Origin of the sequence: Microbacterium sp. Leaf320 (genome assembly GCF_001423485.1) — a bacterium.
Taxonomy (GTDB): domain Bacteria; phylum Actinomycetota; class Actinomycetes; order Actinomycetales; family Microbacteriaceae; genus Microbacterium.
In genome coordinates, this window is record NZ_LMOD01000003.1 from 124,362 (window position 1) to 144,715 (window position 20,354).

Below are 20,354 nucleotides of genomic sequence, written 5' to 3' on the forward strand. Positions count from 1 at the left end.
AAGGAACCTGTTGGCGAGCGCGCGCACCAGTTCCCAGACTGTTCTCAGGAAAGGTAGTGGGCATCGATGAAGATCCTTGTGGTGTGCGGCGCCGGCGCGTCGAGCACATTCGTCGCACAGCGACTGCGCAGAGCGGCCTCCGACGCCGGACTCGACTGGGACGCGGCAGCCGGCATGGAGCACTCCGTCACCGGCGGCGATCACGACCTCGTCCTCGTCGGCCCTCATCTCGCCGACCGCCTCGACGCCATCCGCGATGCGGCCGCCGCGCCCGTGGTCGTCCTCCCGGATGACGTCTTCGCCGACCGCGACGGCACCCGCACCCTCGCGCTCGCCCGCTCGATCCTCGCCGACGCCAGGAACACCCCGAAAGGAACATCATGACCGTCTCCCGCACCGTACGCATCGGCTCATCCCACGGACTCCACGCCCGCCCCGCGAAGCTGTTCGCACAGGCGGCCAAAGACTCGGGCATCGCCGTGACCATCGCGAAGGACTCCGGCAAGGCGGTCAACGCGGCCAGCATCCTCGGCGTCATCGCGCTCGCGATCGAGTACGGCGACTACGTCACGCTCACCGCGGACGGCGACAGCGCCGAAGGCGTGCTCGACACGCTCACCGAGCTGCTGACGACCGACCACGATCAGGATGCCGGCGCGTGAGCGAACTGCGAGGAGTCGGGATCGGTCTCGGCGTCGCCCAGGGCGTCGTCGTGCGGATGACCGAAGCGCTGCCTGCTCCGGAGAACACACCGAGCACGCAGGGCATCGATGCCGAGCGCGCCAGGGTGCGCGAGGCCGTCGCCGCGGTGGCTCAGGAGCTGACAACCCGAGGCGAAACGGCCGGAGGCTCGGCCCAGGAGGTGCTGGAGGCCCAGGCGATGATCGCGGAGGACCCCACACTGCAGGACGAGGTCGACGCGAGGATCGATGGCGGCGCCACCGCCGAGTGGGCCGTGCACGACGCCTTCGCCGGCTTCCGCGCCACGCTCGAGGCGGTCGGGGGCTACCTCGGCGAGCGCGCGGCCGATCTCGACGACATCGCCCAGCGGGTGCTCGCACGGCTGCGGGGCGTGGATGCGCCCGGTGTGCCCGACCCCGGGCATCCTTTCGTCCTCGTCGCGCGTGACCTCGCCCCGGCTGACACGGCGCTGCTGAACCTCGACCAGGTGCTCGCCCTCATCACCTTCGACGGCGGACCCACCTCGCACACGGCGATCCTCGCCCGCGAGAAGGGCATCGTCGCGATCGTCGGCGCGGCCTCGGCATCCTCCCTCGCCACAGGTCAGTCCGTGATCGTCGATGCGGCCGCCGGACTCGTGACTCTGGATCCGACCGACGACGAGAAGGAGCGCGCCGAACAGCGCGCCGCCGCCCGACGCTCCGCGGACGACGCACCACTGACTCCCGGCGCCCTCGCCGACGGCACGCTGATCCCGCTGCTGGCGAATCTGGGGAAACCTGCAGACGCATCCGATGCCGTCGAACGCGGGGCCGAGGGCGTCGGGCTGTTCCGCACCGAGTTCCTGTTCCTCTCATCGGCGCAGGCGCCGACGGTGGAGCAGCAGCGCGAGTCGTACCGGGAGTTGCTCGCAGCCTTCCCGGGCAAGAAGGTCGTCGTGCGGATGCTGGATGCCGGGGCCGACAAGCCGCTGGCTTTCCTCAACGACGCGCACGAGGAGAATCCGGCACTGGGACTCCGCGGCCTCCGGGCCCTCCGCGCGAGCGAGGACATCCTGCGCGAGCAGCTGACCGCTCTCGCCGAGGCGGATGCGGCGACATCGGCGGACCTCTGGGTCATGGCTCCCATGGTCGCGACCGTCGAGGAGACGCAGTACTTCACCTCACTCGCTCGCGAATACGGCCTCAAGACCGCTGGCGTCATGGTCGAGATTCCGTCCAGCGCGCTGCTCGCCGACCGAATCCTCGCACACGCGGACTTCGCGTCGATCGGCACGAACGATCTCACCCAGTACACGATGGCCGCCGACCGGATGCTCGGCTCGGTCGCCGCGTTCCAGGACCCCTGGCACCCCGCCGTGCTCCGACTCGTACGCGAGGTCGGCGCGGCAGGCGCCCGTCTCGGCAAGCCCGTCGGGATATGCGGCGAAGCCGCGGCAGACCCGATGCTCGCCGTCGTGCTCGTCGGGCTCGGCGCCACGAGCCTCTCGATGGCTCCGTCGGCGCTCGCGGACGTGCGTCAGATGCTCTCCACCCGAACCCTCGACGAGGCCCGCAACCTCGCCGAACTGGCGCTGGCGGCGGACGACGCCGCCGGAGCCCGCCTCGCCGTGGCCGATGCCACAGCAACCCTTCCCCCCCACCAGAAAGAGACGACATCATGACGACGACGTCACCGGCCGCCACGAAGGCAGGCGGCCTCCGAACGGGCGTGCAGCGCTTCGGCACGTTCCTCTCGGGCATGATCATGCCCAACATCCCTGCGCTGATCGCGTGGGGCATCATCACCGCGTTCTTCATCCCGGTGGGCTGGACGCCGAACGATCAGCTCGCCACCCTGGTCGGTCCGATCATCCACTACCTGCTGCCGATCGTCATCGCCTACACCGGCGGCACCATCGTCTACAAGACCCGAGGGGGCGTCGTCGCAGCCATCGCCGTCATGGGTGCCATCGCGGGATCGGACTACCTTATCGCCCAGGTCAACGCCACACTCCCTGCCGACAACCAACTGGGTCAGATCCACATGTTCATCGGTGCCATGATCATGGCACCGCTGGCCGCCTACACGATGAAGTGGCTCGACTCGCTGTGGGAAGGCAAGATCAAGTCGGGCTTCGAGATGCTCGTCAACATGTTCTCGGCCGGTATCTGGGGTTTCGTCATGGTCGTCATCGGCTTCTACCCGGTCGCATGGCTGGTCAACGGGCTGATGAATGTGCTGTCGACCGCCGTGAACTGGCTGATCGAGACGAACCTGCTTCCGCTGACGAGCATCCTGATCGAGCCCGCCAAGGTGTTCTTCCTGAACAACGCGATCAACCACGGTGTTCTCACGCCTCTGGGCACGCAGCAGGCGGCGGAGGACGGCAAGTCGATCCTGTTCCTCCTCGAAGCGAACCCCGGCCCCGGTGTCGGCCTGCTCCTCGCCTTCACCCTGTTCGGCATTGGTGCCGCGCGCGCATCGGCTCCGGGCGCCGCCGTCATACAGTTCTTCGGAGGCATCCACGAGGTCTACTTCCCGTTCGCGCTGATGAAGCCCGTCCTGATCGTCGCGCTGATCGCAGGCGGCATGACCGGCGTCACCACCAACATGATCTTCCAGACCGGCCTGATCGCACCAGCCGCACCAGGAAGCATCATCGCGGTGCTCGGGCAGACCTTCCGAACGGACTATCTCGGAGTCATCCTCTCCGTCGTCCTGTCGGCAGCGGTTACCTTCATCATCTCCATGCTGATCCTTCGTGCAAGCCGCAAGAAGGACCTGGCCAAGGAAGACGCATTCGCCGCAGCTGTGGCGCAGACCGAGGCGAACAAGGGCAAGTCCTCTGACGCGCTGAGCGGACTCGCTGCCAGTGCTGGTACCAATGCTGGCGTCGCCACCGACCGCCGCATCGAGAACATCGTGTTCGCCTGCGACGCCGGCATGGGCTCGTCGGCCATGGGCGCGAGCGTGCTGCGCAACAAGTTCAAGAAGGCAGGGGTCGAGGGCGTCACCGTCACGAACCAGGCCATCGCGAACCTCGACGGCACCGCCGACCTCGTGATCACGCAGCAGCAGCTGACGGATCGCGCGAAGGCGCAGTCGCCGAACTCCGTCCATGTGTCGGTCGACAACTTCATGAACTCTCCGAAGTACGAAGAGGTCGTCGAGATGGTGCGCGAGCAGCGCGACACCGACGCGTGACAGACCGGGCGGGGCGGGTGCTTCGGCATCCGCCCCGCCCCCACATTCTCAGAAAGAAGGAATCACCATGAGCGTTCTCACCCTCGACCAGGTTCGCATCCACGCCGGCAGCAGCACCCGGGATGCCGCCCTGCAGGAAGCCACCGACATCCTCGTGGCGGCCGGTGCCGTCACTCCCGCCTACGTCGACGCCATGCGTCAGCGCGAGGAGACCGTGTCGACCTACATGGGCAACGGTCTGGCGATTCCGCACGGCACGAACGACGCGAAGGACGCGATCCTCGGTTCCGCGCTGTCGGTCGTCCGCTACGACGGCGGCGTCGACTGGGACGGCGAGCCCGCGACGTTCGTGGTCGGCATCGCCGGACGCGGCGACGAGCACCTCGAGATCCTGTCGCAGATCGCGATCCTGTTCTCGGATGACGACGACGTCGCGAAGCTCAACGCCGCACAGACCCCCGACGAGCTGTACGCCCTGCTCTCGGCGGTGAACGACTGATGAAGGCCGTCCACTTCGGCGCCGGCAACATCGGCCGAGGCTTCGTCGGACTGCTGCTCCACGAGGGCGGCTACGAGGTCGTGTTCTCCGACGTCGCCGACGCTCTGGTCGACGCGATCAACGCCGTCGACTCCTACACCGTGCACGAGGCGGGCCCTGGCGGCACCGACCACGTGGTCACGGGCTTCCGCGCGGTGAACAGCAAGACCGATCCGGATGCCGTCGCCGACGAGGTCGCGACCGCCGACGTGGTCACGACGGCCGTCGGGCCGACGGTGCTGCGCTTCGTTGCTCCGACGATCGTCGCGGGTCTCGCCCGCCGCGCCGCCGGTGCCGCCCCGCTGCAGGTGATGGCCTGCGAGAACGCGATCGGCGCGACCGACACGCTCCGTGCGGAGATCGAGAAGGCGGCGGGAGTCGATGCGGAAGAGCTGCTCTCCCGTGCGGTCTTCGCGAACACCGCGGTCGACCGCATCGTGCCGGGGCAGCCCGCAGACGGCGGAGTGGATGTCACCGTCGAGCCGTACTTCGAGTGGGCGATCGAGTCGGAGGCCTTCGGCGGCGCACTGCCGAAGATCCCCGGAGCACACTTCGTCGAGAACCTCGCGCCCTACATCGAGCGCAAGCTCTTCACGGTGAACACCGGGCACGCCGCGACGGCGTACTTCGGCGCTCGCGCCGGAATCGAGCGCATCTCGGATGCGCTGGCGGATCCCGACATCGCCGCTCGGGTGTCAGCCGCCCTCGAAGAGACCTCCGCGGTCCTCGTCGCCGAACACGGCCTCGACCCCGCCGAGCTCGCCCGGTATCGCTCGACGATCCTCGAGCGGTTCCGCAATCCCGCGCTCGTCGACACCGTGCAGCGCGTCGGGCGACAGCCGCTGCGAAAGATCTCGCGGCACGAGCGGTTCATCGGGCCCGCGGCGATGGCCGCCGAGCGAGGGCTGTCCACCATCGCGCTGGTCGGCGCCGTCACCGCCGCGCTGGAGTTCGAAGCGCCCGACGACGAGCAGGCGGTCGAGATGCTGGAGGCTCTGCGCACCGAAGACGCTCTCGCCTTCACATCGCGTGCGACGGGGCTGGATCCCGAGCATCCGCTCTTCCCTGCGGTGCTCGACGCCGTGATCTCGCGTCAGACGGCTCTGAACGCCTCCTGAGCACCGCAGCACGCCTCACCTGCGCCCTCTGCCGATACGATCGGCGGAGGGCGCAGGTGCGCGCACAGCGAGGTGCGGGAGCAGCATGAACAGATACGCCGTCATCGGCGCAGGGCCGTCAGGACTCGCTGCCGCCCGCGCGCTCACGAGGCGCGGAATCGGCATCGACGGGTACGAGGCCTCGTCGGGCGTCGGCGGACTCTGGGACATCGACAACCCGCGCAGCACCATGTACGAGTCCGCGCACCTGATCTCGTCACGCACCACCACCGAGTTCAGCGAGTTCCCGATGCGCTCGACGGTCGACTACCCGGGCCACCGCGTGCTGCGGCAGTACTTCGACGACTACGCCGAGCACTTCGGGCTCACCGAGCTGTTCCGATTCGAGACGACGGTCATCCGACTCGAACCGCGCGACGGAGGCTGGGATCTCACGAGCGCAGGGCCATCGGGCGAGGAGACTCGCTGGTATGCGGGCGTCGTGCTCGCGAACGGCACCCTGGCCGAGCCGAACATCCCCCCGTTCGCAGGCAGCTTCACCGGCGAGCTGATGCACACGAGCTCGTACAGATCGCCCGCGCCGCTCGCCGGCAAGAGGGTGCTCCTGATCGGCGCGGGCAACTCCGGATGCGACATCGCCGTCGACGCCGTGCACCATGCCGCCTCCGTCGACATGAGCGTGCGCCGAGGTTATTACTTCGTGCCGCGCTACCTGTTCGGAAGGCCCAGCGACACGTTGAATCAGGGCAGACCGCTCCCCGCCCGCATCAAGCAGGCTGTCGACAGCCGTGTGCTCAAGGCCTTCACGGGCGACCCCGTGCGCTTCGGGTTCCCGAAGCCCGACTACCGCATCTACGAGGCGCACCCGATCGTCAACACCATGGTCCTCAACCACCTGGGGCAGGGAGATCTGCGCATCCGACCGGACGTCGACCGCTTCGACGGATCGACCGTGCGGTTCCGCGACGGTACGGCCGACGACTACGACCTCGTGCTCCTCGCGACCGGCTACACGCTCGACTATCGGTTCGTCGATCGGCGGCATCTGCAGTGGCAGGGTGCCGCGCCCCGGCTGTTCCTCAACATGTTTCCGTCCTCGTTCAACGGCCTGTACGTGATGGGCATGATCGAGGCCTCGGGCATCGGATGGCAGGGCCGCTACGAGCAGGCGGATCTGCTCGCCACCTATCTCGACGCCGTGGACAACGATGCGGCGAGTGCGGCACGGTTCCGCGACCGGGTGACCACGAAGCCGTGGCCGGATGTCACCGGCGGCTACCAGTACCTCGGGCTCGCGCGCATGGCGTACTACGTCAACAAGGACGCCTACCGCGCTGCGGTCCGCCGCGAGCGGGAGGCGCTCGAGAGCCCCGTGCCTCACGGTCGCGGGTGATCCTCGGCCCCGAGACTGTTCACATGCGCAGGCCCTAACGTTGATCCCGTGCAGAAGAAGCGTGGCCGTCGTGTCCTGAGAGTGATCGTCTGGGGACTCGTCGCCGTCCTCGTGCTCGGAATCGGCGGCATCGTCGCCTGGAGCCAGATCGGTGTGATGCCCGCCGAGAAGGCACCGCTCGCGAGCGTCCGCGAGAATCCCGCGATCCACGTCGAAGATGCCGATGAGGGCATCGTGCTCACGCCTGCGGACGGGGAGTCCGAGACGGGTCTCGTGTTCATCCCCGGGGCGAAGGTGGACCCGTGGGCGTACGCCGCGATCCTCCAGAGCCTGGCTGAGGAGGGCGTGACCGTCGTGATCACCCGGCCCTGGCTGAACCTGGCCTTCTTCGACCTGCGCGGCCTGGATTCCTTCACCTCGGCGGCCCCGGGAATCGATGAATGGGCGGTAGGCGGCCACTCCCTCGGCGGCGTGCGCGCGTGCCAGCTCGCCGCAGACGCCGAGGCGCTCGTTCTGTTCGGGTCCTACTGCTCGAACGACGTCTCCGACACCGACCTCTCCGTTCTGAGCATCTCGGGCAGCGAGGACGGGCTCTCGACCCCCGCGAAGATCGACGCGGCCCGCGACCAGCTCCCGGCCGACGCCGAGATGGTCGAGATCGAGGGCGCATCCCACGCATCGTTCGGCGACTACGGCCCTCAGGCCGGCGACGGGACGCCGACGATCACGGACGACGAGATGCACGCCGAGGTCGCCGAGATCCTGAATTCCTTCATGGCTGGGCTCCCCCAGGGCTGATCTGCTCAGCCGCGCGTCGTCTCAGCTGCGCGTCGTCTCAGCCGCCCTCCGTCTCACACGATGACGGCATCGAGCAGCGGATGCAGGTGACGAGTGCCGAGCACCTCTGCCGCCGTCCGTGCCCCCGCGGTGAGCGCCGACCGCACGTCGGCGCCGGAGAGCCGGGCGTCGAGCACCCCGGCGAGGAAGGCGTCACCGGCGCCGTTCGTGTCGACCACGTCGGCGGGCACCGCCGCGACCCGGTGCTCCGTGCCGTCGGCATCGATCGCCACCGCGCCCTGCGCGCCCAGCGTGCACACCGCGAGTGACGCACCGGCCTCGATGCGCGAGCGGAGGAACGCGACCGGATCGTCGAGGCGGTCGGCATTGCAGAACACGGCATCGGCCGCGGCGAGGAACGGACGATGGAAGTCGGCCTCGCCGTCGTAGTCGTGCACGTCGACCCAGATCGGCCGGCCCGTCGACTTCGCCGCGGGGAGAAGTCTCAGCGGCTCCGCGGCGAGGTCGAGCACGATCACGTCGGATACGGCCATCGCGGCCTCGATCGCGCCGTCATCGGCGCCGTCCGTGGCCGAAGGCGACGCGAGGTAGAGCGACACCCTGCCGCCCTCCCGTGTCATGAGGTTGAGGTGTCGCTCGGTGGCATCGCCGTCGCCCCACACCGCGCCCACGCCTGCCCTGTCGAGTGCGCCGCGCACGCGCTCCCCCGACTCGTCCGCAGCCGTCAGTGCATACAGCACCGTCGGGCGGCCGAGAGCCGTGAGGCTGAGGGCCTTGCCTGCGCTGGTGCCGCCGAGGGTCTCCCAGCTCTCCTCCGCGAACTGCATGTGCGGCACGGGCGCTGGAAGCCTGTCGAGCACGACGATCGAGTTCCACGAGGCGGGCCCGGCGATGAAGACGGATGCGGTCATGGGCTCCATCCTGCCGCGCCCGAGCACCCGTTCAGCCGATCCTCTTGATCAGGGAGTCCAGCCCCATGCCGTAGTCGATGCGGACGACGGGCAGCGCGAGCTTGTCCGTCCCGATCTCCACGTAGCCGGGCTCGATCGTCCTGGCCATCTCGAACCCTGCCTGGGCGACGCCCTGCTTCGCGGTGTCGTTGTAGTGGCCGAACGGATACGCGATCACTTCGCGCACCCCGAGCACATCGGCCGAGGCGTTGAGGTCTGCGGCGATCTCGTCGGCCGTCCAGTTCGTCATCCGCCCCTTGCCGTTCTCACCGGCCTGATGCATGTCGTTCGTGTGCGATCGGCGCAGCACGTAGATCGACGGAGGCGGATCCTGACGGTAGGCGGTGATCATGAACGACGTCGAGAGCAGCTCATACCTGTCGATCACGGGCACGGCCAGATCGAACCAGGTCTGATCGGCGTCATCGTCGGTGATGATCACCGAACGCGCGGGCAGCGAGAGCCGACCGTCGATGAACGCGCTGAGCTCGTCCCAGGTCGGGAGATAGAACCCGGTCGTCGCGATGTGGCTCATCTGCGCGTCGAAGTCGCCGATGTACGCGTAGTTGCCGCGCAGCCAGCCCGTCTCGCCCTCGGGGTTCGCCGTGAACTGGTGGTACATCAGGATCGGCACCTGCACGGCGGCCGCGGCGTTCGCCTCCGGAGTCGTCCACCCCGCGAACAGGTCGACCTGCTGATCGACGCAGACGACGGGGTCGGCCCCGTTGATCCGCGCGGCGACCGTGAACGCCGCCGCATCCGCCTCGCTCGCGTACCAGCCCGCGAACACGCGTCCGTCCTGCGCCGGGATAGGGAGGCCGGCGTAGAGGGTGCTCTGCCACTGCAGCATCGGCTCCTGTGGCGTGCCGTCGCCGATGAAGCTCACCGCGCACGCCAGTGGATCGTTCGCGTCGGCGACGAGCTGCTCGGCCTTCGTCAGCGGACGCTCGATGACCGCCGCCGTCGTCCTCGGGACGATCTCCTCAGGCGCGCGGGTGAACCACGCGTATGCCGTGGCCGCAGCTCCTGCGAGCACGATGACGGCGCTGATGATGACTGCGATGCCTGCTCGGCGTCGCTTCCCCCCGGAAGCCATGATTCAGATGACCATGTCTCAGATGTCGAATCCTTCTGCGATCATCTCGACGAGCTCCTCGCGCTCCTCGACAGGCAGGAAGGCCGCTGCCGCGGCGTTGAACTGGAAGGTCTCGAGATCGTCGAGGTCGTACTCGAACGTCTCGACCAGGTTCGCGAGCTCACGCGTGAGCGAGGTCGCACTCATCGTGCGGTTGTCGACGTTGACCGTGACGGCGAAGCCGAGCTGGTAGAGCAGGTCGAACGGGTGGTCTGCGAGCGTGTCGCCCCATGCCGCGATCGCTCCGGTCTGGAGGTTCGACGACGGAGACAGCTCGAGCGGGATCTCGCGGTCGCGCACCCACCGGGCGAGGTCGCCGAACTGCACCTGCACCTCGTCGCCCTCCTGCGTGATGACCTGCAGGTCCTCCGCGATACGCACACCATGGCCGAGACGCAGCGCACGTCCGTCGAGCAGGGCCGAGCGGATCGACGCGGTGCCGGCGGCCTCACCGGCGTGCACCGTCACGGGGAAGAAGTTCTCGGCGAGGTAGTCGAAGGCCTTGCGGTGGCTCGAGGCGGGGAAGCCGTCCTCCGGGCCCGCGATGTCGAAGCCGACCGCTCCGCGACCGCGGAAGCTCACAGCGAGCTCGGCGATCTCGAGCGAGCGGTCGGTGTGGCGCATCGCGGTGATCAGCTGGCCGACGCGGATGCTGTGACCGGCGCGATCAGCGGCATCCTCGCCCTCTTCGATGCCCTGCTGCACGGCCTCGACGGTCTGCTCGAGAGTGAGCCCACGGGTGAGGTGCTGCTCGGGAGCCCAGCGCACCTCGCCGTAGATCACGCCGTCGGATGCGAGGTCCTGAACGAACTCGCGTGCGACGCGGGTCAGCCCCTCCGTCGTCTGCATGACTGCGGTCGTCAGGTCGAAGGTCTTCAGGTACTCGACCAGCGAACCGGAGTCGCTCTTCTTCGCGAACCATTTGCCGAGGGCTGCGGGCTTCGACTCCGGAACCTCGAGCCCGATCGCATCCGCCAGCTCGATGATCGTCGACGGACGCACGGCGCCGTCCAGGTGGTCGTGCAGAGACACCTTGGGCAGGCTGCGCAGGGATGCTCCCTGGATGGTGACATCACCGTTCGCGTCGATCGACATGAAAATCCTCTCGGTCGCTGATTCGCTCAGTTCAGGCTAGCGGTCAGCGGATCAGGCCGTGATGCGCTCGCGCACGATCGGGCCCGCAGCCGGAGCCTCGTCGCCGATCGCCCACGATCCCTCCAGCGCCTCGAGTGCCCGCGGGAACCGCGCCTCGTCGGCCGCGGAGAGCGTGAACAGGGGCTGACCCGCGACGACCCGGTCACCGGGCTTCGCATGCAGATCGATGCCGGCCTCGAAGACCACAGGGTCCTCCGCCCGCGCGCGCCCCGCGCCGAGACGCCAGGCGGCGATGCCGAACGGCAGTGCGTCCATCTGCGACACGACGCCGTCGGACGGAGCCGTGACCACGTGGGTCTCCCGAGCCGTCGGCAGCGGCGCGTCAGGGTCGCCGTCCTGCGCGCGGATCATGGCCTTCCAGCTGTCCATCGCACGGCCGTCGTCGAGAGCGGCCTCGACATCGGCATCCGGCTGTCCTGCCAGCGAGAGCATCTCGCGAGCCAGGGCGATCGTCAGCTCGCGGACATCCGAGGGGCCTCCTCCGCCGAGGACCTCGACGGATTCGCGCACCTCGTTCGCGTTGCCGATCGCGAGGCCGAGGGGCACGTTCATGTCGGTGAGCAGCGCGGTCGTGGCGACACCCGAGTCGGTGCCGAGAGCGACCATCGTGCGCGCCAGCTCGCGGGCGCGATCGATGTCCTGCATGAATGCGCCGGAGCCGAACTTCACGTCGAGCACCAGGGCGTCGGTGCCCTCAGCGATCTTCTTCGACATGATGCTCGACGCGATCAGCGGAATGGCCTCGACCGTGCCCGTGACATCGCGCAGCGCGTAGAGCTTCTTGTCGGCGGGCGCGAGACCGGAGCCCGCGGCGCAGATGACGGCGCCGACGTCGCCCTGCATCTGGGCGAACATCTCCGCGTTGCTGAGCGCGGCGCGCCAGCCGGGGATCGACTCGAGCTTGTCGAGCGTGCCGCCGGTGTGGCCGAGGCCGCGGCCCGAGAGCTGCGGCACGGCGACGCCGAAGACCGCGACCAGCGGCGCGAGCGGCAGGGTGATCTTGTCGCCGACACCGCCGGTGGAGTGCTTGTCGACGGTCTTCTTGCCGAGCGTCGCGAAGCTCATCCGCTCCCCCGACGCGATCATCGCATCGGTGAGCACGCGGATCTCATCGCGCTCCATGCCCCGCTGGAACACGGCCATCGCGAACGACGCCATCTGCGCGTCGGACACGTAGCCGCGCGTATACGCGTCGACCATCCAGCGCAGCGCCTTCTCAGGCACCACGCCTCCGTCGCGCTTGGCACGGATCACATCGACGGCGTCGAAGGGCTCAACGCTCATCGGGCGTCCTCCAGATCTCGGGGGCCGAACGCATCCGGCAGTACTTCGTCGATGGTCCGGATGCCGGAGACGGTCTCCAGCAGCATTCCGGGCATCGCGTGTTCGTAGAGCAGCTGGCGGCAACGGCCGCACGGCATGATCGTCTGCCCGTCGTTGTTGACGCACACGAAGGCGACGAGCTGGCCGCCGCCCGACATGTGCAGGTCGCCGACAAGCGCGCACTCGGCGCACAGCGTCACGCCGTAGGAGGCGTTCTCGACGTTGCAGCCGGCGACGATGCGTCCGTCTCCGACGAGAGCGGCCGCGCCCACCCGGTAACGGGAGTACGGCGCGTACGCCTTCGTCATGGCGTCGGTCGCGACCTGGCGGAGTTCATCCCAGTCGATGTCTGTCATGTCGCTCCTAGGACTTGATGTACGGCTTGCCGCTGGCTGCGGGTCCACGGATCTGACCGGCGAAGCCTGCGACCGCGAGCAGCGTGACGACGTACGGCAGCATCAGCATGAACTCACCGGGGATCGGCGTCTTCAGGATCGACAGGAGGTTCTGCAGGTTCGTCGCGAAACCGAACAGCAGCGCGGCGAGGGTCGCGCGGATCGGGTCCCAGCGTCCGAAGATCACCGCGGCCAGGGCGATGAAGCCGAGGCCCGCCGTCATGTCCTTGCCGAACTGCGGCACCGAGACGAGCGTGAAGTACGCACCGCCGATGCCGGCGATCGCACCGGCGAGCAGCACGTTCCAGAATCGCGTCGCGTTCACCTTGATGCCGACGGTGTCGGCGGCCTGCGGGTGCTCGCCCACGGCACGGACCCGGAGTCCCCACTTCGTGCGGTACAGACCCCAGGCGACGATCGCGACGGTGACGAACATGAGGTAGACGATGAACGTCTGGTTGAACAGCACCGGCCCGATGATCGGGATGTCGCTGAGCAGCGGGATCTCGATGCGGCTGAAGCGCACCGGCGTGTTGAGGGCGGCCTCGTTCGGCGCGAGCAGCGCGCCGTAGAGGAAGCCGGTGAGACCGCTGACGAGCACGTTGAGCACGACACCGACGATCACCTGCTCGACGAGGTACTTGATGGCGAACGCGGCGAGCACGGCGGCCACGAGCACGCCGCCGAGCATGGCGCCCAGCAGACCGATGAACGGGCTGCCGGTGACACTCGAGAGCAGCGCGGCCGAGAACGCTCCGAGGAGCAGCTGTCCCTCGATCGCGACGTTGACGACACCGGCACGCTCGCCGATGACGCCGCCGAGCGCACCGAACACGAGCGGGACCGAGAGCGAGACCGCACCGAAGAGCAGGCTGCTGACGGGCACGAGCCCGCCGGCACCGGCCCACACGAGGAACCCGAAGACGGCGAGCACGCTGAACGCGATCACCAACCACATCGACGCCTTGCGATACGCCCAGGCCCGCAGGAACGCGAAGACCGACAGCAGCGCCAGGATCACGATGACGACCCAGCTGGTCGGCCCGGTCGGCAGCGCGACATCCGGCAGCGCGAACGGCGACGACGGGTCGTTGAGCCGGAAGCTGCTGGTGCCGGTGCGCGGCACCAGCAGGAACAGGAGCGCCAGCAGCACGGTCGCTGCGGCGAGGACGATCGGAGCCTTCAGGTGCCGTTCGCGCACTGTGGCGAGCTGCACGGTTCCGTCGGCGGCTTCACTCTGGACGAGGGAGGTCATGCGGTCACCGCCTTCTTCGCTGCCTTGGCTCTCGCCTTGGCCGCCTTCTCGAGGTCGGACTTCGGGAGGAAGAACACCGTGCGCAGCAGCGGCGGCGCGGCGATGAACAGCACGACGAGCGACTGCACGACGAGCACGATGTCGACGGGGATGTCCTGCGCCTGCATCGAGAACGACCCGGCCTTCAGCGCACCGAACAGGATGCCGGCGGCGAAGGTGCCCCAGGCGCGGCTGCGTCCGAGCAGGGCGACGGTGATCGCGTCGAAGCCGATACCGGCGTCGATCGTCTCCGTGATGCCCGTCGTGACCGCACCCTGCACCTGGTTCATGCCGGCGAGACCTGCGAGAGCACCGGCGAGCAGCATGGCGTACACGTAGACGCGCTGCACGCTGATGCCCGCGGCGCGCGCTGCGTGCGGGTTCTCACCCACGGCGCGCATGCGCATGCCGAGCGAGGACCGCTCGATGAGCCACCAGACGAACAGGGTCGCGATGATGACGATCACGAATCCGAGGTCGAGCAGGGGGAACTGCGGGCCGAGGAGCGAGGGGAACTGCGCGCTCTCGGGGGTCGCGTACCCGAGCGCCTGGTTCGTGCCCGGCTTCTGCAGCAGCCCGGGGGTGCGGATCATCCACAGAAGCAGGTAGTAGGCCACGTAGTTGAGCATGATCGTGAGGATCACCTCGTGGGCGCCGGTCTTCGCCTTGAGCAGGCCGGCGATCGCTCCCCAGAGAGCACCGCCGGCGATGCCGGCGATCAGCGTGACGGGGATGTGCAGCCAGAACGGCAGGTCGAGCTGGAACGTCAGCAGTCCGGCCACGGCGACGCCGATCAGCATCTGGCCACGTGCACCGATGTTGAAGAGGCCGACGCGGAACGCGAGGGCCACACCGAGACCGGCGGCGATCAGCGGGGCCGCGAATCCGAGGGTGTTCGTGAGCGGGCGGATCTGCGCCGCGAAGTCGGCACCTCGCGCATTGAAGATCGCTCCGCGGAACAGCGCCTCATAGCCGTTGTAGACCGCGTTCCACGCGGCGGCGATCGTGTCGGTCGGACGCGAGAAGAAGTATCCGGAGGCCTCGATCACGTCTTCGTTGGTGAAGGCGATCAGGATGCCTCCGACCACGAGGGCGAGGAAGATCGCCAGGATTGTGGTCACCGCACTGCCGCGCAGCATCTCCTTGAGGATCACGTTGCCGCGCGGGGGCGGCGGAACGTCGACCGGGTCACGCAGCGTCGTCGTCGTGTTCACCGAGAGCTGGTCGCCCGAGTTCCCGGTCGATCCGTCGCCCTGTGGCGTCGTACCGCTCATGCGGCCACCTCTCCCTCGGCGGCGCCCGCCATCATCAGTCCCAGCGTCTCGCGCGGGGTGTCGCCGGGAACGATCCCGACGATCGTGCCTCGGTACATGACCGCGATGCGGTCGGCGAGAGCTGCGACTTCGTCGAGCTCGGTCGAGACCACGACGACGGGGATGCCGGCGTCACGCGTCTCGATGATGCGCTTGTGGATGAACTCGATCGAGCCCACGTCGACTCCGCGGGTCGGCTGCGCCGCGACGAGCAGACGGAGTTCGCGACTCATCTCGCGGGCGATCACGACCTTCTGCTGGTTTCCGCCGGAGAGGGTCCCCGCCGGAGTATGCGGCCCCTGCGCGCGGATGTCGTACTCCTTGATCCGCGCGTGGGCGAACTCCTCGAGCGCTGCGCGGCGCAGAGTGCCGCCGCGGCTGAACTCGGGGTCGCCTGAGCGATCGAGGATGAGGTTCTCGGCGACGGAGAAGGCGGCGACGAGGCCATCTTCCGTGCGGTCCTCGGGGACGAAGCCGACACCGGCGTCGAGGATCGCTCGCACGCTCTTGCCGACGAGCTGGGTGCCGTCGAGCGAGATGGATCCTTCGACGCGGGCCGCAAGGCCGACGATGGCCTCGACCAGCTCTGTCTGTCCGTTGCCCTGCACGCCGGCGACGGCGAGCACTTCGCCGGGTCGCACGGTGAAGTCGACGTCATCGACGACGATCGCGCCCGCGGCGGTCAGGACCCGCAGGCCCCTCACCTCGAGGCCGCCGTCGCCCAGGCGCGGAGCGTCCTTGTGCACGGTGAGCTCGACCGCACGTCCGACCATGAGCGAGGCCAGCTCGCCGTTCGTCGCGGTGGGCGATGCCTCGCCGACGATGCGGCCGAGGCGAACGATCGTGATGGTGTCCGCGACCTCGCGGACCTCACGCAGTTTGTGGGTGATGAAGACGATCGCGGTGCCCTCGTCGCGGAGCTGGCGCATGATGCCCATCAGCTCGTCCGTCTCCTGAGGGGTGAGCACGGCGGTGGGCTCGTCGAACACGAGCACCTTCGCGTCGCGCGAGAGGGCCTTGATGATCTCGACGCGCTGCTGCACTCCGACAGGCAGGTCGCCGACGATCGCGTCAGGGTCGATGTCGAAGCCGAAGCGCGCGGCGACGGAGCGCACGTGCTCGCGCGCCTTCGCGATGTCGAGGGTGCCGACGCCCTTCGTCTGCTCGTGACCGAGCATGACGTTCTCGGCCACCGTGAACACGGGGACGAGCATGAAGTGCTGGTGCACCATGCCGATGCCGGCGTTCATGGCGTCGCCCGGGCCACGGAACCGCTGGACGACGTCGTCCAGGAGGATCTCTCCCTCGTCGGCCTGGTACAGCCCGTAGAGGACGTTCATCAGGGTCGACTTGCCTGCACCGTTCTCACCGAGCAGCGCATGGATCTGCCCCGGCTCGACGATCAGGTCGATGTGATCGTTGGCCACCAGGGTTCCGAACCGCTTGGTGATTCCGCGGAGTTCGAGCTTCATATCTGCACCTTATCCAGAAGTGTCATCCAGAAGAGTCTGAAGAATCTGCGGCGCATCCCCCGGGGATCGCCCGGGTGCGCCGTGAACAGTCATCGTCGTCCGTCCACGGCGCGGGGCGAGTGGCCGCTTGCACCACTCGCCCCGCGCTGGAACTCGATGACTTACGGGGAGTTCGGGGACTCCACCGTGATGTCGCCGTCGATGATCTGCGTCTGCAGAGCGGCGATCTCGTCGAGCAGGCCGTCGGGCAGGTCGCCCTCGAACGAGCCGAAGCCCGAGAGCTTCACGCCCTCGTTCTCGAGGGTGCCGACGTACGGAGCCGGGTCGAAGTCGCCCTTCGAGGCTGCGATCGTCGCATCCTGGACCGCGACGTCGATCGCCTTCATGATCGAGAAGAGCGTGACGTCGGCCACGGACTCGTCAGCGACCGCGAGGTCGCTGTCGACGCCGATGAGCAGCGTGTCCTTGCCGCTGTCGGCGATCGCCGCAGCCGCGCTCTGGTAGACGGGACCGCCGACCGGGAGGATGACGTCGACGCCCTGGTCGAGCACGCCCTGAGCCGTCTGCTTGGCCGTGTCGTTCGCGTCGAAGCCGCCGGTGAAGGAGCCCTTCTGCGTGGCGGTGTCCCAGCCGAAGACCTCGACCGCACCCGACTTGTCCTCGTTGTACTTCTCGACACCGAGCTGGAAGCCGTCCATGAACACGGCGACCGACGGGATCTGCATTCCGCCGAAGGTGCCGACCTTGTTCACGCCTGCGGCCGACGACCAGCCTGCGGCGGCGTAGCCACCGAGGTAGGCGGCCTGAGCCGTGTCGAAGACGAGCGGCTTGATGTTCGGGGCATCGGTGGTGCCGTCGAAGTCGTTGTCCGCATAGTCGTCGATGATCGCGTAGTCGATCTCGGGGTTGGCGAGTGCCGACTCGACGGTCGCGGCCGAGAGCTTGAACCCGACAGCGACGATCAGCGAGCAGCCCTCCGAGACCGCGGTCTCGAGGTTCGGCGCGTAGTCGTTGTCGTTCGCCGACTCGAATTCGAGCGGCTTGACGCCGAGCTCGTCAGCGGCGGCGTCCATGCCCTCCTTGGCGGACTGGTTGAACGACTTGTCGTTCCAACCGCCGGCGTCGGAGACGAGGCAGGGGAGGAAGTCGGATGCTGCATCCCCGCCCCCGTTGCCGCCCGATTCGGTCGGAGCCTGGCCACAGCCGGCGAGTGCGAAGACGACGCCCGCGGCGATGGTGGCGCCGAGCAGCTTCTTGGTGGTGGAGATGGTCAACTCATGCCTCCCTCAACGATCCCGCGGCCCTCGCGGATCGCTCAAAGTTACCTACTGTTTCGACTTTTGTGCATGCCCGCACCCGAGCGGCAATCGAATGGTTACAAAGCTGAAACCAAGACAGCCGATGAGCGGCGGTCGGTGCTCATCAGAGCACGTCGCCCCGTCCGGTGAGCTTGAGCGACTCCACGACGCCCTTCACCCGCTGCGCGTGCTGCACCGTGGTGACCAGCAGAGCGTCAGGGGTGTCGACGACGACGATGTCCTGCACGCCGATGAGGCTGATCACGCGGGACGTCTGACTGACCAGGATGCCGCTGGCGGCATCCGAGAGCACGCGGGCTTTCGGGCCGAGCACCGCGAGGTCGTTCTTGCGGCCGTTGTTGATGAGCTTCGTGAGCGAGGCGAAGTCCCCCACGTCGTCCCAGTCGAAGTGGCCGGGCACGACGGCGAGGCGCCCCCGGCGCGCAGCGGGCTCGGCCACCGCGTAGTCGATCGCGATCTTCTTGAGTCCTGGCCAGATCCGGTCCACCGCCGGGCCGCGACGCTCACGGTCGTCCCACGCCTCGGCGAGTTCGAGGAGCCCGGCGTGCAGGGCGGGCTCGTTCGCGGCGAGTTCGTCGAGGAGCACGCTCGCCTTGGCGATGAACATGCCGGCGTTCCAGAGATAGTCACGGTCGGCGAGATAGGCCTGGGCGGTCTCGAGGTCGGGCTTCTCCACGAAGCTCTCGACGAGGGCGGCCTCACGGGCTCCGTCGACGACGAGTTCCGGCCCCTTCTTGATGTAACCGAAGCCGGTCGCGGGCTCTGTGGGAGAGATGCCGATCGTGCAGATGTACCCCTCACGGGCGACCTCGACCGCGTCGCGGACGGCGAACTCGAACACGCGGGTGCTGCGGATGACGTGGTCGGCGCTGAACGAGCCGATGATCACGTCGGGGTCACGACGGTGCAGGATCGCCGCCGCGAGCCCGATCGCCGCCGCGGACTCGCGGGGCTCGGATTCGAGGAAGACGTTCAGATCAGCGATGCCGGGCAGCTCGGCCTCCACCGCGGCCCGGTGGGCCCGTCCGGTGACCACGGCGATGCGGTCGTGCCCGGCGAGCGGCTCGAGCCTGTCCCACGTGTCGCGGAGCAGCGAATGCCCGGAACCCGTGAGATCGTGCAGGAACTTCGGGGCGTCGGCACGGGACAGAGGCCACAGGCGGCTGCCGATGCCGCCGGCGGGGATCACTGCGTAGAAGTCCTTGATGGGTTGGCTCACCCTGTCAGGGTATCCCGACGGAACATCTCGACATCGAGACACTTAGGCTCCCCTTCGTCGCCCACGGGCGCCACACGGGAATAGGATGGTGTCCGATCGGCCGTGCCTGGCAGCAGGCTCATGCTTGGACCACGCATCGCACGCGACCGAGTCACATCGATCCAGGGAGGACGACCGTGTCCACAAGCGCTCGCTTGACACCGTCGATTTCGGAAACCACTTCCAAGACACCTCGTGGCACCCTCTACCGGGGTCGCGAAGGCATGTGGTCGTGGGTGCTTCACCGCATCACCGGAGTCGCCATCTTCTTCTTCCTGTTGGTGCATGTGCTCGACACTGCACTCATCAGGGTGTCCCCCGAGGCGTACAACGCCGTCATCGGCACCTACAAGAACCCGATCATGGCGCTCGGCGAGGTCGTGCTGGTCGCCGGCATCGTGTTCCATGCGATGAACGGCCTCCGCATCATCGCCGTCGACTTCTGGTCGAAGGGCGCCAAGTACCAGCGCCAGCTGTTCTGGGGTGTGCTCGCGGTGTGGGTCGTGATCATGGCCGGCTTCGTGCCGCGTCACCTCGCACTCGCGTTCGCCGGCTTCGGAGGAGGACACTGATGACCGCTCAGACTGTCGCCGCTCCCGTCCGCCGTCAGCGCGGATTCAACCTCGAGAAGTGGGGCTGGCTCTTCATGCGCGGCTCCGGCGTGCTGCTGGTCGTGCTGATCTTCGGCCACCTGTTCATCAACCTGATGGTCGGGGAAGGCATCCACGCCCTGGACTTCGCTTTCATCGCGGGAAAGTTCGCCACGCCGTTCTGGCAGTGGTGGGACGTCATCATGCTCTGGCTGGCTCTGATCCACGGCGCCAACGGCATGCGGACGATCGTCAACGACTACGTCACGAACAACACCGCTCGCAAGGCTCTGACCTGGGCCCTGGGCCTGGCAGCAGCCCTGCTCATCATCCTCGGCACCCTGGTCGTCTTCACGTTCGACCCGTGCCTCGGCGTGACCGAGACGAGCACGCTGTGGGAACAGTGCCAGACGCTGGGCAAGTAGAAGAGAAGGCA

At 68.0% G+C, this 20,354-nt stretch carries 20 protein-coding genes; 10 read left to right on the top strand and 10 right to left on the bottom strand.

Annotated features, from left to right (window positions below; translation table 11 throughout):
* Nucleotides 1–66: 66 nt before the first annotated feature.
* The 8 genes from ASF63_RS10455 (at nt 67) to ASF63_RS10490 (ending at nt 7,714) form a co-directional block, all read left to right on the top strand.
* A complete protein-coding gene (locus ASF63_RS10455) occupies nt 67–384 on the top strand; it encodes a PTS sugar transporter subunit IIB (protein WP_056513357.1) in 318 nt (105 codons plus the stop codon).
* Complete coding sequence (locus ASF63_RS10460; RefSeq protein WP_056513358.1) at nt 381–662, top strand: HPr family phosphocarrier protein; 282 nt, start codon at nt 381–383, stop codon at nt 660–662. The genes ASF63_RS10455 and ASF63_RS10460 overlap by 4 nt, the downstream gene beginning before the upstream one ends.
* A gap of 56 nt (nt 663–718) precedes the next feature.
* Nucleotides 719–2,344: a phosphoenolpyruvate--protein phosphotransferase gene (ptsP, locus tag ASF63_RS10465; protein WP_056514843.1), complete on the top strand. Its 1,626-nt coding sequence runs from the start codon at nt 719–721 to the stop codon at nt 2,342–2,344.
* Entirely contained in the window at nt 2,341–3,867 is a 1,527-nt protein-coding gene (locus tag ASF63_RS10470) for a PTS mannitol transporter subunit IICB (protein WP_056513361.1), read from the top strand. The genes ptsP and ASF63_RS10470 overlap by 4 nt, the downstream gene beginning before the upstream one ends.
* Before the next feature lie 67 nt (nt 3,868–3,934).
* Nucleotides 3,935–4,366 (top strand): PTS sugar transporter subunit IIA, encoded by a 432-nt coding sequence (locus tag ASF63_RS10475; RefSeq protein ID WP_056513363.1) that lies wholly within the window; start codon nt 3,935–3,937, stop codon nt 4,364–4,366.
* On the top strand, nt 4,366–5,523 hold the full coding sequence (locus ASF63_RS10480) for a mannitol-1-phosphate 5-dehydrogenase (protein ID WP_056513365.1): 1,158 nt from the start codon (nt 4,366–4,368) through the stop codon (nt 5,521–5,523). The genes ASF63_RS10475 and ASF63_RS10480 overlap by 1 nt, the downstream gene beginning before the upstream one ends.
* A gap of 85 nt (nt 5,524–5,608) precedes the next feature.
* A complete protein-coding gene (locus ASF63_RS10485; RefSeq protein WP_056513368.1) occupies nt 5,609–6,916 on the top strand; it encodes a flavin-containing monooxygenase in 1,308 nt (435 codons plus the stop codon).
* Between the two features lie 48 nt (nt 6,917–6,964).
* The gene (locus ASF63_RS10490; RefSeq protein WP_056513371.1) at nt 6,965–7,714 is read left to right on the top strand and encodes an alpha/beta hydrolase; all 750 of its coding nucleotides are present in this window, start codon (nt 6,965–6,967) and stop codon (nt 7,712–7,714) included.
* 53 nt (nt 7,715–7,767) lie between these two features.
* Here ASF63_RS10490 and ASF63_RS10495 read toward each other — a convergent pair whose 3' ends face one another.
* From ASF63_RS10495 to ASF63_RS10540, 10 genes are all read right to left on the bottom strand, one after another.
* Nucleotides 7,768–8,625: a carbohydrate kinase family protein gene (locus ASF63_RS10495; protein WP_056513374.1), complete on the bottom strand. Its 858-nt coding sequence runs from the start codon at nt 8,623–8,625 to the stop codon at nt 7,768–7,770.
* A 31-nt stretch (nt 8,626–8,656) separates the two neighbouring features.
* On the bottom strand, nt 8,657–9,760 hold the full coding sequence (locus ASF63_RS10500; RefSeq protein ID WP_056513377.1) for a polysaccharide deacetylase family protein: 1,104 nt from the start codon (nt 9,758–9,760) through the stop codon (nt 8,657–8,659).
* An 18-nt stretch (nt 9,761–9,778) separates the two neighbouring features.
* A complete protein-coding gene (locus ASF63_RS10505) occupies nt 9,779–10,894 on the bottom strand; it encodes an adenosine deaminase (RefSeq protein ID WP_056513379.1) in 1,116 nt (371 codons plus the stop codon).
* A 51-nt stretch (nt 10,895–10,945) separates the two neighbouring features.
* On the bottom strand, nt 10,946–12,238 hold the full coding sequence (locus ASF63_RS10510) for a thymidine phosphorylase (RefSeq protein ID WP_056513382.1): 1,293 nt from the start codon (nt 12,236–12,238) through the stop codon (nt 10,946–10,948).
* Nucleotides 12,235–12,633 (bottom strand): cytidine deaminase, encoded by a 399-nt coding sequence (locus ASF63_RS10515; RefSeq protein ID WP_042536471.1) that lies wholly within the window; start codon nt 12,631–12,633, stop codon nt 12,235–12,237. The genes ASF63_RS10510 and ASF63_RS10515 overlap by 4 nt, the downstream gene beginning before the upstream one ends.
* A 7-nt stretch (nt 12,634–12,640) precedes the next feature.
* Nucleotides 12,641–13,927 (bottom strand): ABC transporter permease, encoded by a 1,287-nt coding sequence (locus tag ASF63_RS10520; protein WP_056513385.1) that lies wholly within the window; start codon nt 13,925–13,927, stop codon nt 12,641–12,643.
* Entirely contained in the window at nt 13,924–15,240 is a 1,317-nt protein-coding gene (locus ASF63_RS10525) for an ABC transporter permease (protein ID WP_056513388.1), read from the bottom strand. Before ASF63_RS10525 ends, ASF63_RS10520 begins: the two co-directional genes overlap by 4 nt.
* Nucleotides 15,237–16,751: an ABC transporter ATP-binding protein gene (locus tag ASF63_RS10530; RefSeq protein ID WP_056513392.1), complete on the bottom strand. Its 1,515-nt coding sequence runs from the start codon at nt 16,749–16,751 to the stop codon at nt 15,237–15,239. Before ASF63_RS10530 ends, ASF63_RS10525 begins: the two co-directional genes overlap by 4 nt.
* 161 nt (nt 16,752–16,912) lie before the next feature.
* Complete coding sequence (locus tag ASF63_RS10535; RefSeq protein ID WP_056513394.1) at nt 16,913–18,025, bottom strand: BMP family lipoprotein; 1,113 nt, start codon at nt 18,023–18,025, stop codon at nt 16,913–16,915.
* Nucleotides 18,026–18,173: 148 nt separating this feature from the next.
* On the bottom strand, nt 18,174–19,289 hold the full coding sequence (locus ASF63_RS10540; RefSeq protein ID WP_056513397.1) for a mannose-1-phosphate guanylyltransferase: 1,116 nt from the start codon (nt 19,287–19,289) through the stop codon (nt 18,174–18,176).
* Nucleotides 19,290–19,465: 176 nt separating this feature from the next.
* Between ASF63_RS10540 and sdhC the strand changes: the two genes are divergently transcribed.
* Both sdhC and ASF63_RS10550 read left to right on the top strand, forming a co-directional pair.
* Nucleotides 19,466–19,900 (top strand): succinate dehydrogenase, cytochrome b556 subunit, encoded by a 435-nt coding sequence (gene sdhC, locus ASF63_RS10545; RefSeq protein WP_082478061.1) that lies wholly within the window; start codon nt 19,466–19,468, stop codon nt 19,898–19,900.
* On the top strand, nt 19,900–20,343 hold the full coding sequence (locus ASF63_RS10550) for a succinate dehydrogenase hydrophobic membrane anchor subunit (protein WP_056513399.1): 444 nt from the start codon (nt 19,900–19,902) through the stop codon (nt 20,341–20,343). The genes sdhC and ASF63_RS10550 overlap by 1 nt, the downstream gene beginning before the upstream one ends.
* The last annotated feature ends 11 nt before the right edge of the window (nt 20,344–20,354 follow it).

What these genes read in the sequence shown, in the direction of transcription:
- ASF63_RS10455 (WP_056513357.1), top strand. Translation starts at nt 67, where the DNA reads ATGAAGATCCTTGTGGTGTGCGGCGCCGGCGCGTCGAGCACATTCGTC.
- ASF63_RS10460 (WP_056513358.1), top strand. Translation starts at nt 381, where the DNA reads ATGACCGTCTCCCGCACCGTACGCATCGGCTCATCCCACGGACTCCAC.
- ptsP (WP_056514843.1), top strand. Translation starts at nt 719, where the DNA reads ATGACCGAAGCGCTGCCTGCTCCGGAGAACACACCGAGCACGCAGGGC.
- ASF63_RS10470 (WP_056513361.1), top strand. Translation starts at nt 2,341, where the DNA reads ATGACGACGACGTCACCGGCCGCCACGAAGGCAGGCGGCCTCCGAACG.
- ASF63_RS10475 (WP_056513363.1), top strand. Translation starts at nt 3,935, where the DNA reads ATGAGCGTTCTCACCCTCGACCAGGTTCGCATCCACGCCGGCAGCAGC.
- ASF63_RS10480 (WP_056513365.1), top strand. Translation starts at nt 4,366, where the DNA reads ATGAAGGCCGTCCACTTCGGCGCCGGCAACATCGGCCGAGGCTTCGTC.
- ASF63_RS10485 (WP_056513368.1), top strand. Translation starts at nt 5,609, where the DNA reads ATGAACAGATACGCCGTCATCGGCGCAGGGCCGTCAGGACTCGCTGCC.
- ASF63_RS10495 (WP_056513374.1), bottom strand. Translation starts at nt 8,625, where the DNA reads ATGACCGCATCCGTCTTCATCGCCGGGCCCGCCTCGTGGAACTCGATC.
- ASF63_RS10500 (WP_056513377.1), bottom strand. Translation starts at nt 9,760, where the DNA reads ATGGCTTCCGGGGGGAAGCGACGCCGAGCAGGCATCGCAGTCATCATC.
- ASF63_RS10505 (WP_056513379.1), bottom strand. Translation starts at nt 10,894, where the DNA reads ATGTCGATCGACGCGAACGGTGATGTCACCATCCAGGGAGCATCCCTG.
- ASF63_RS10510 (WP_056513382.1), bottom strand. Translation starts at nt 12,238, where the DNA reads ATGAGCGTTGAGCCCTTCGACGCCGTCGATGTGATCCGTGCCAAGCGC.
- ASF63_RS10515 (WP_042536471.1), bottom strand. Translation starts at nt 12,633, where the DNA reads ATGACAGACATCGACTGGGATGAACTCCGCCAGGTCGCGACCGACGCC.
- ASF63_RS10520 (WP_056513385.1), bottom strand. Translation starts at nt 13,927, where the DNA reads ATGACCTCCCTCGTCCAGAGTGAAGCCGCCGACGGAACCGTGCAGCTC.
- ASF63_RS10525 (WP_056513388.1), bottom strand. Translation starts at nt 15,240, where the DNA reads ATGAGCGGTACGACGCCACAGGGCGACGGATCGACCGGGAACTCGGGC.
- ASF63_RS10530 (WP_056513392.1), bottom strand. Translation starts at nt 16,751, where the DNA reads ATGAAGCTCGAACTCCGCGGAATCACCAAGCGGTTCGGAACCCTGGTG.
- ASF63_RS10550 (WP_056513399.1), top strand. Translation starts at nt 19,900, where the DNA reads ATGACCGCTCAGACTGTCGCCGCTCCCGTCCGCCGTCAGCGCGGATTC.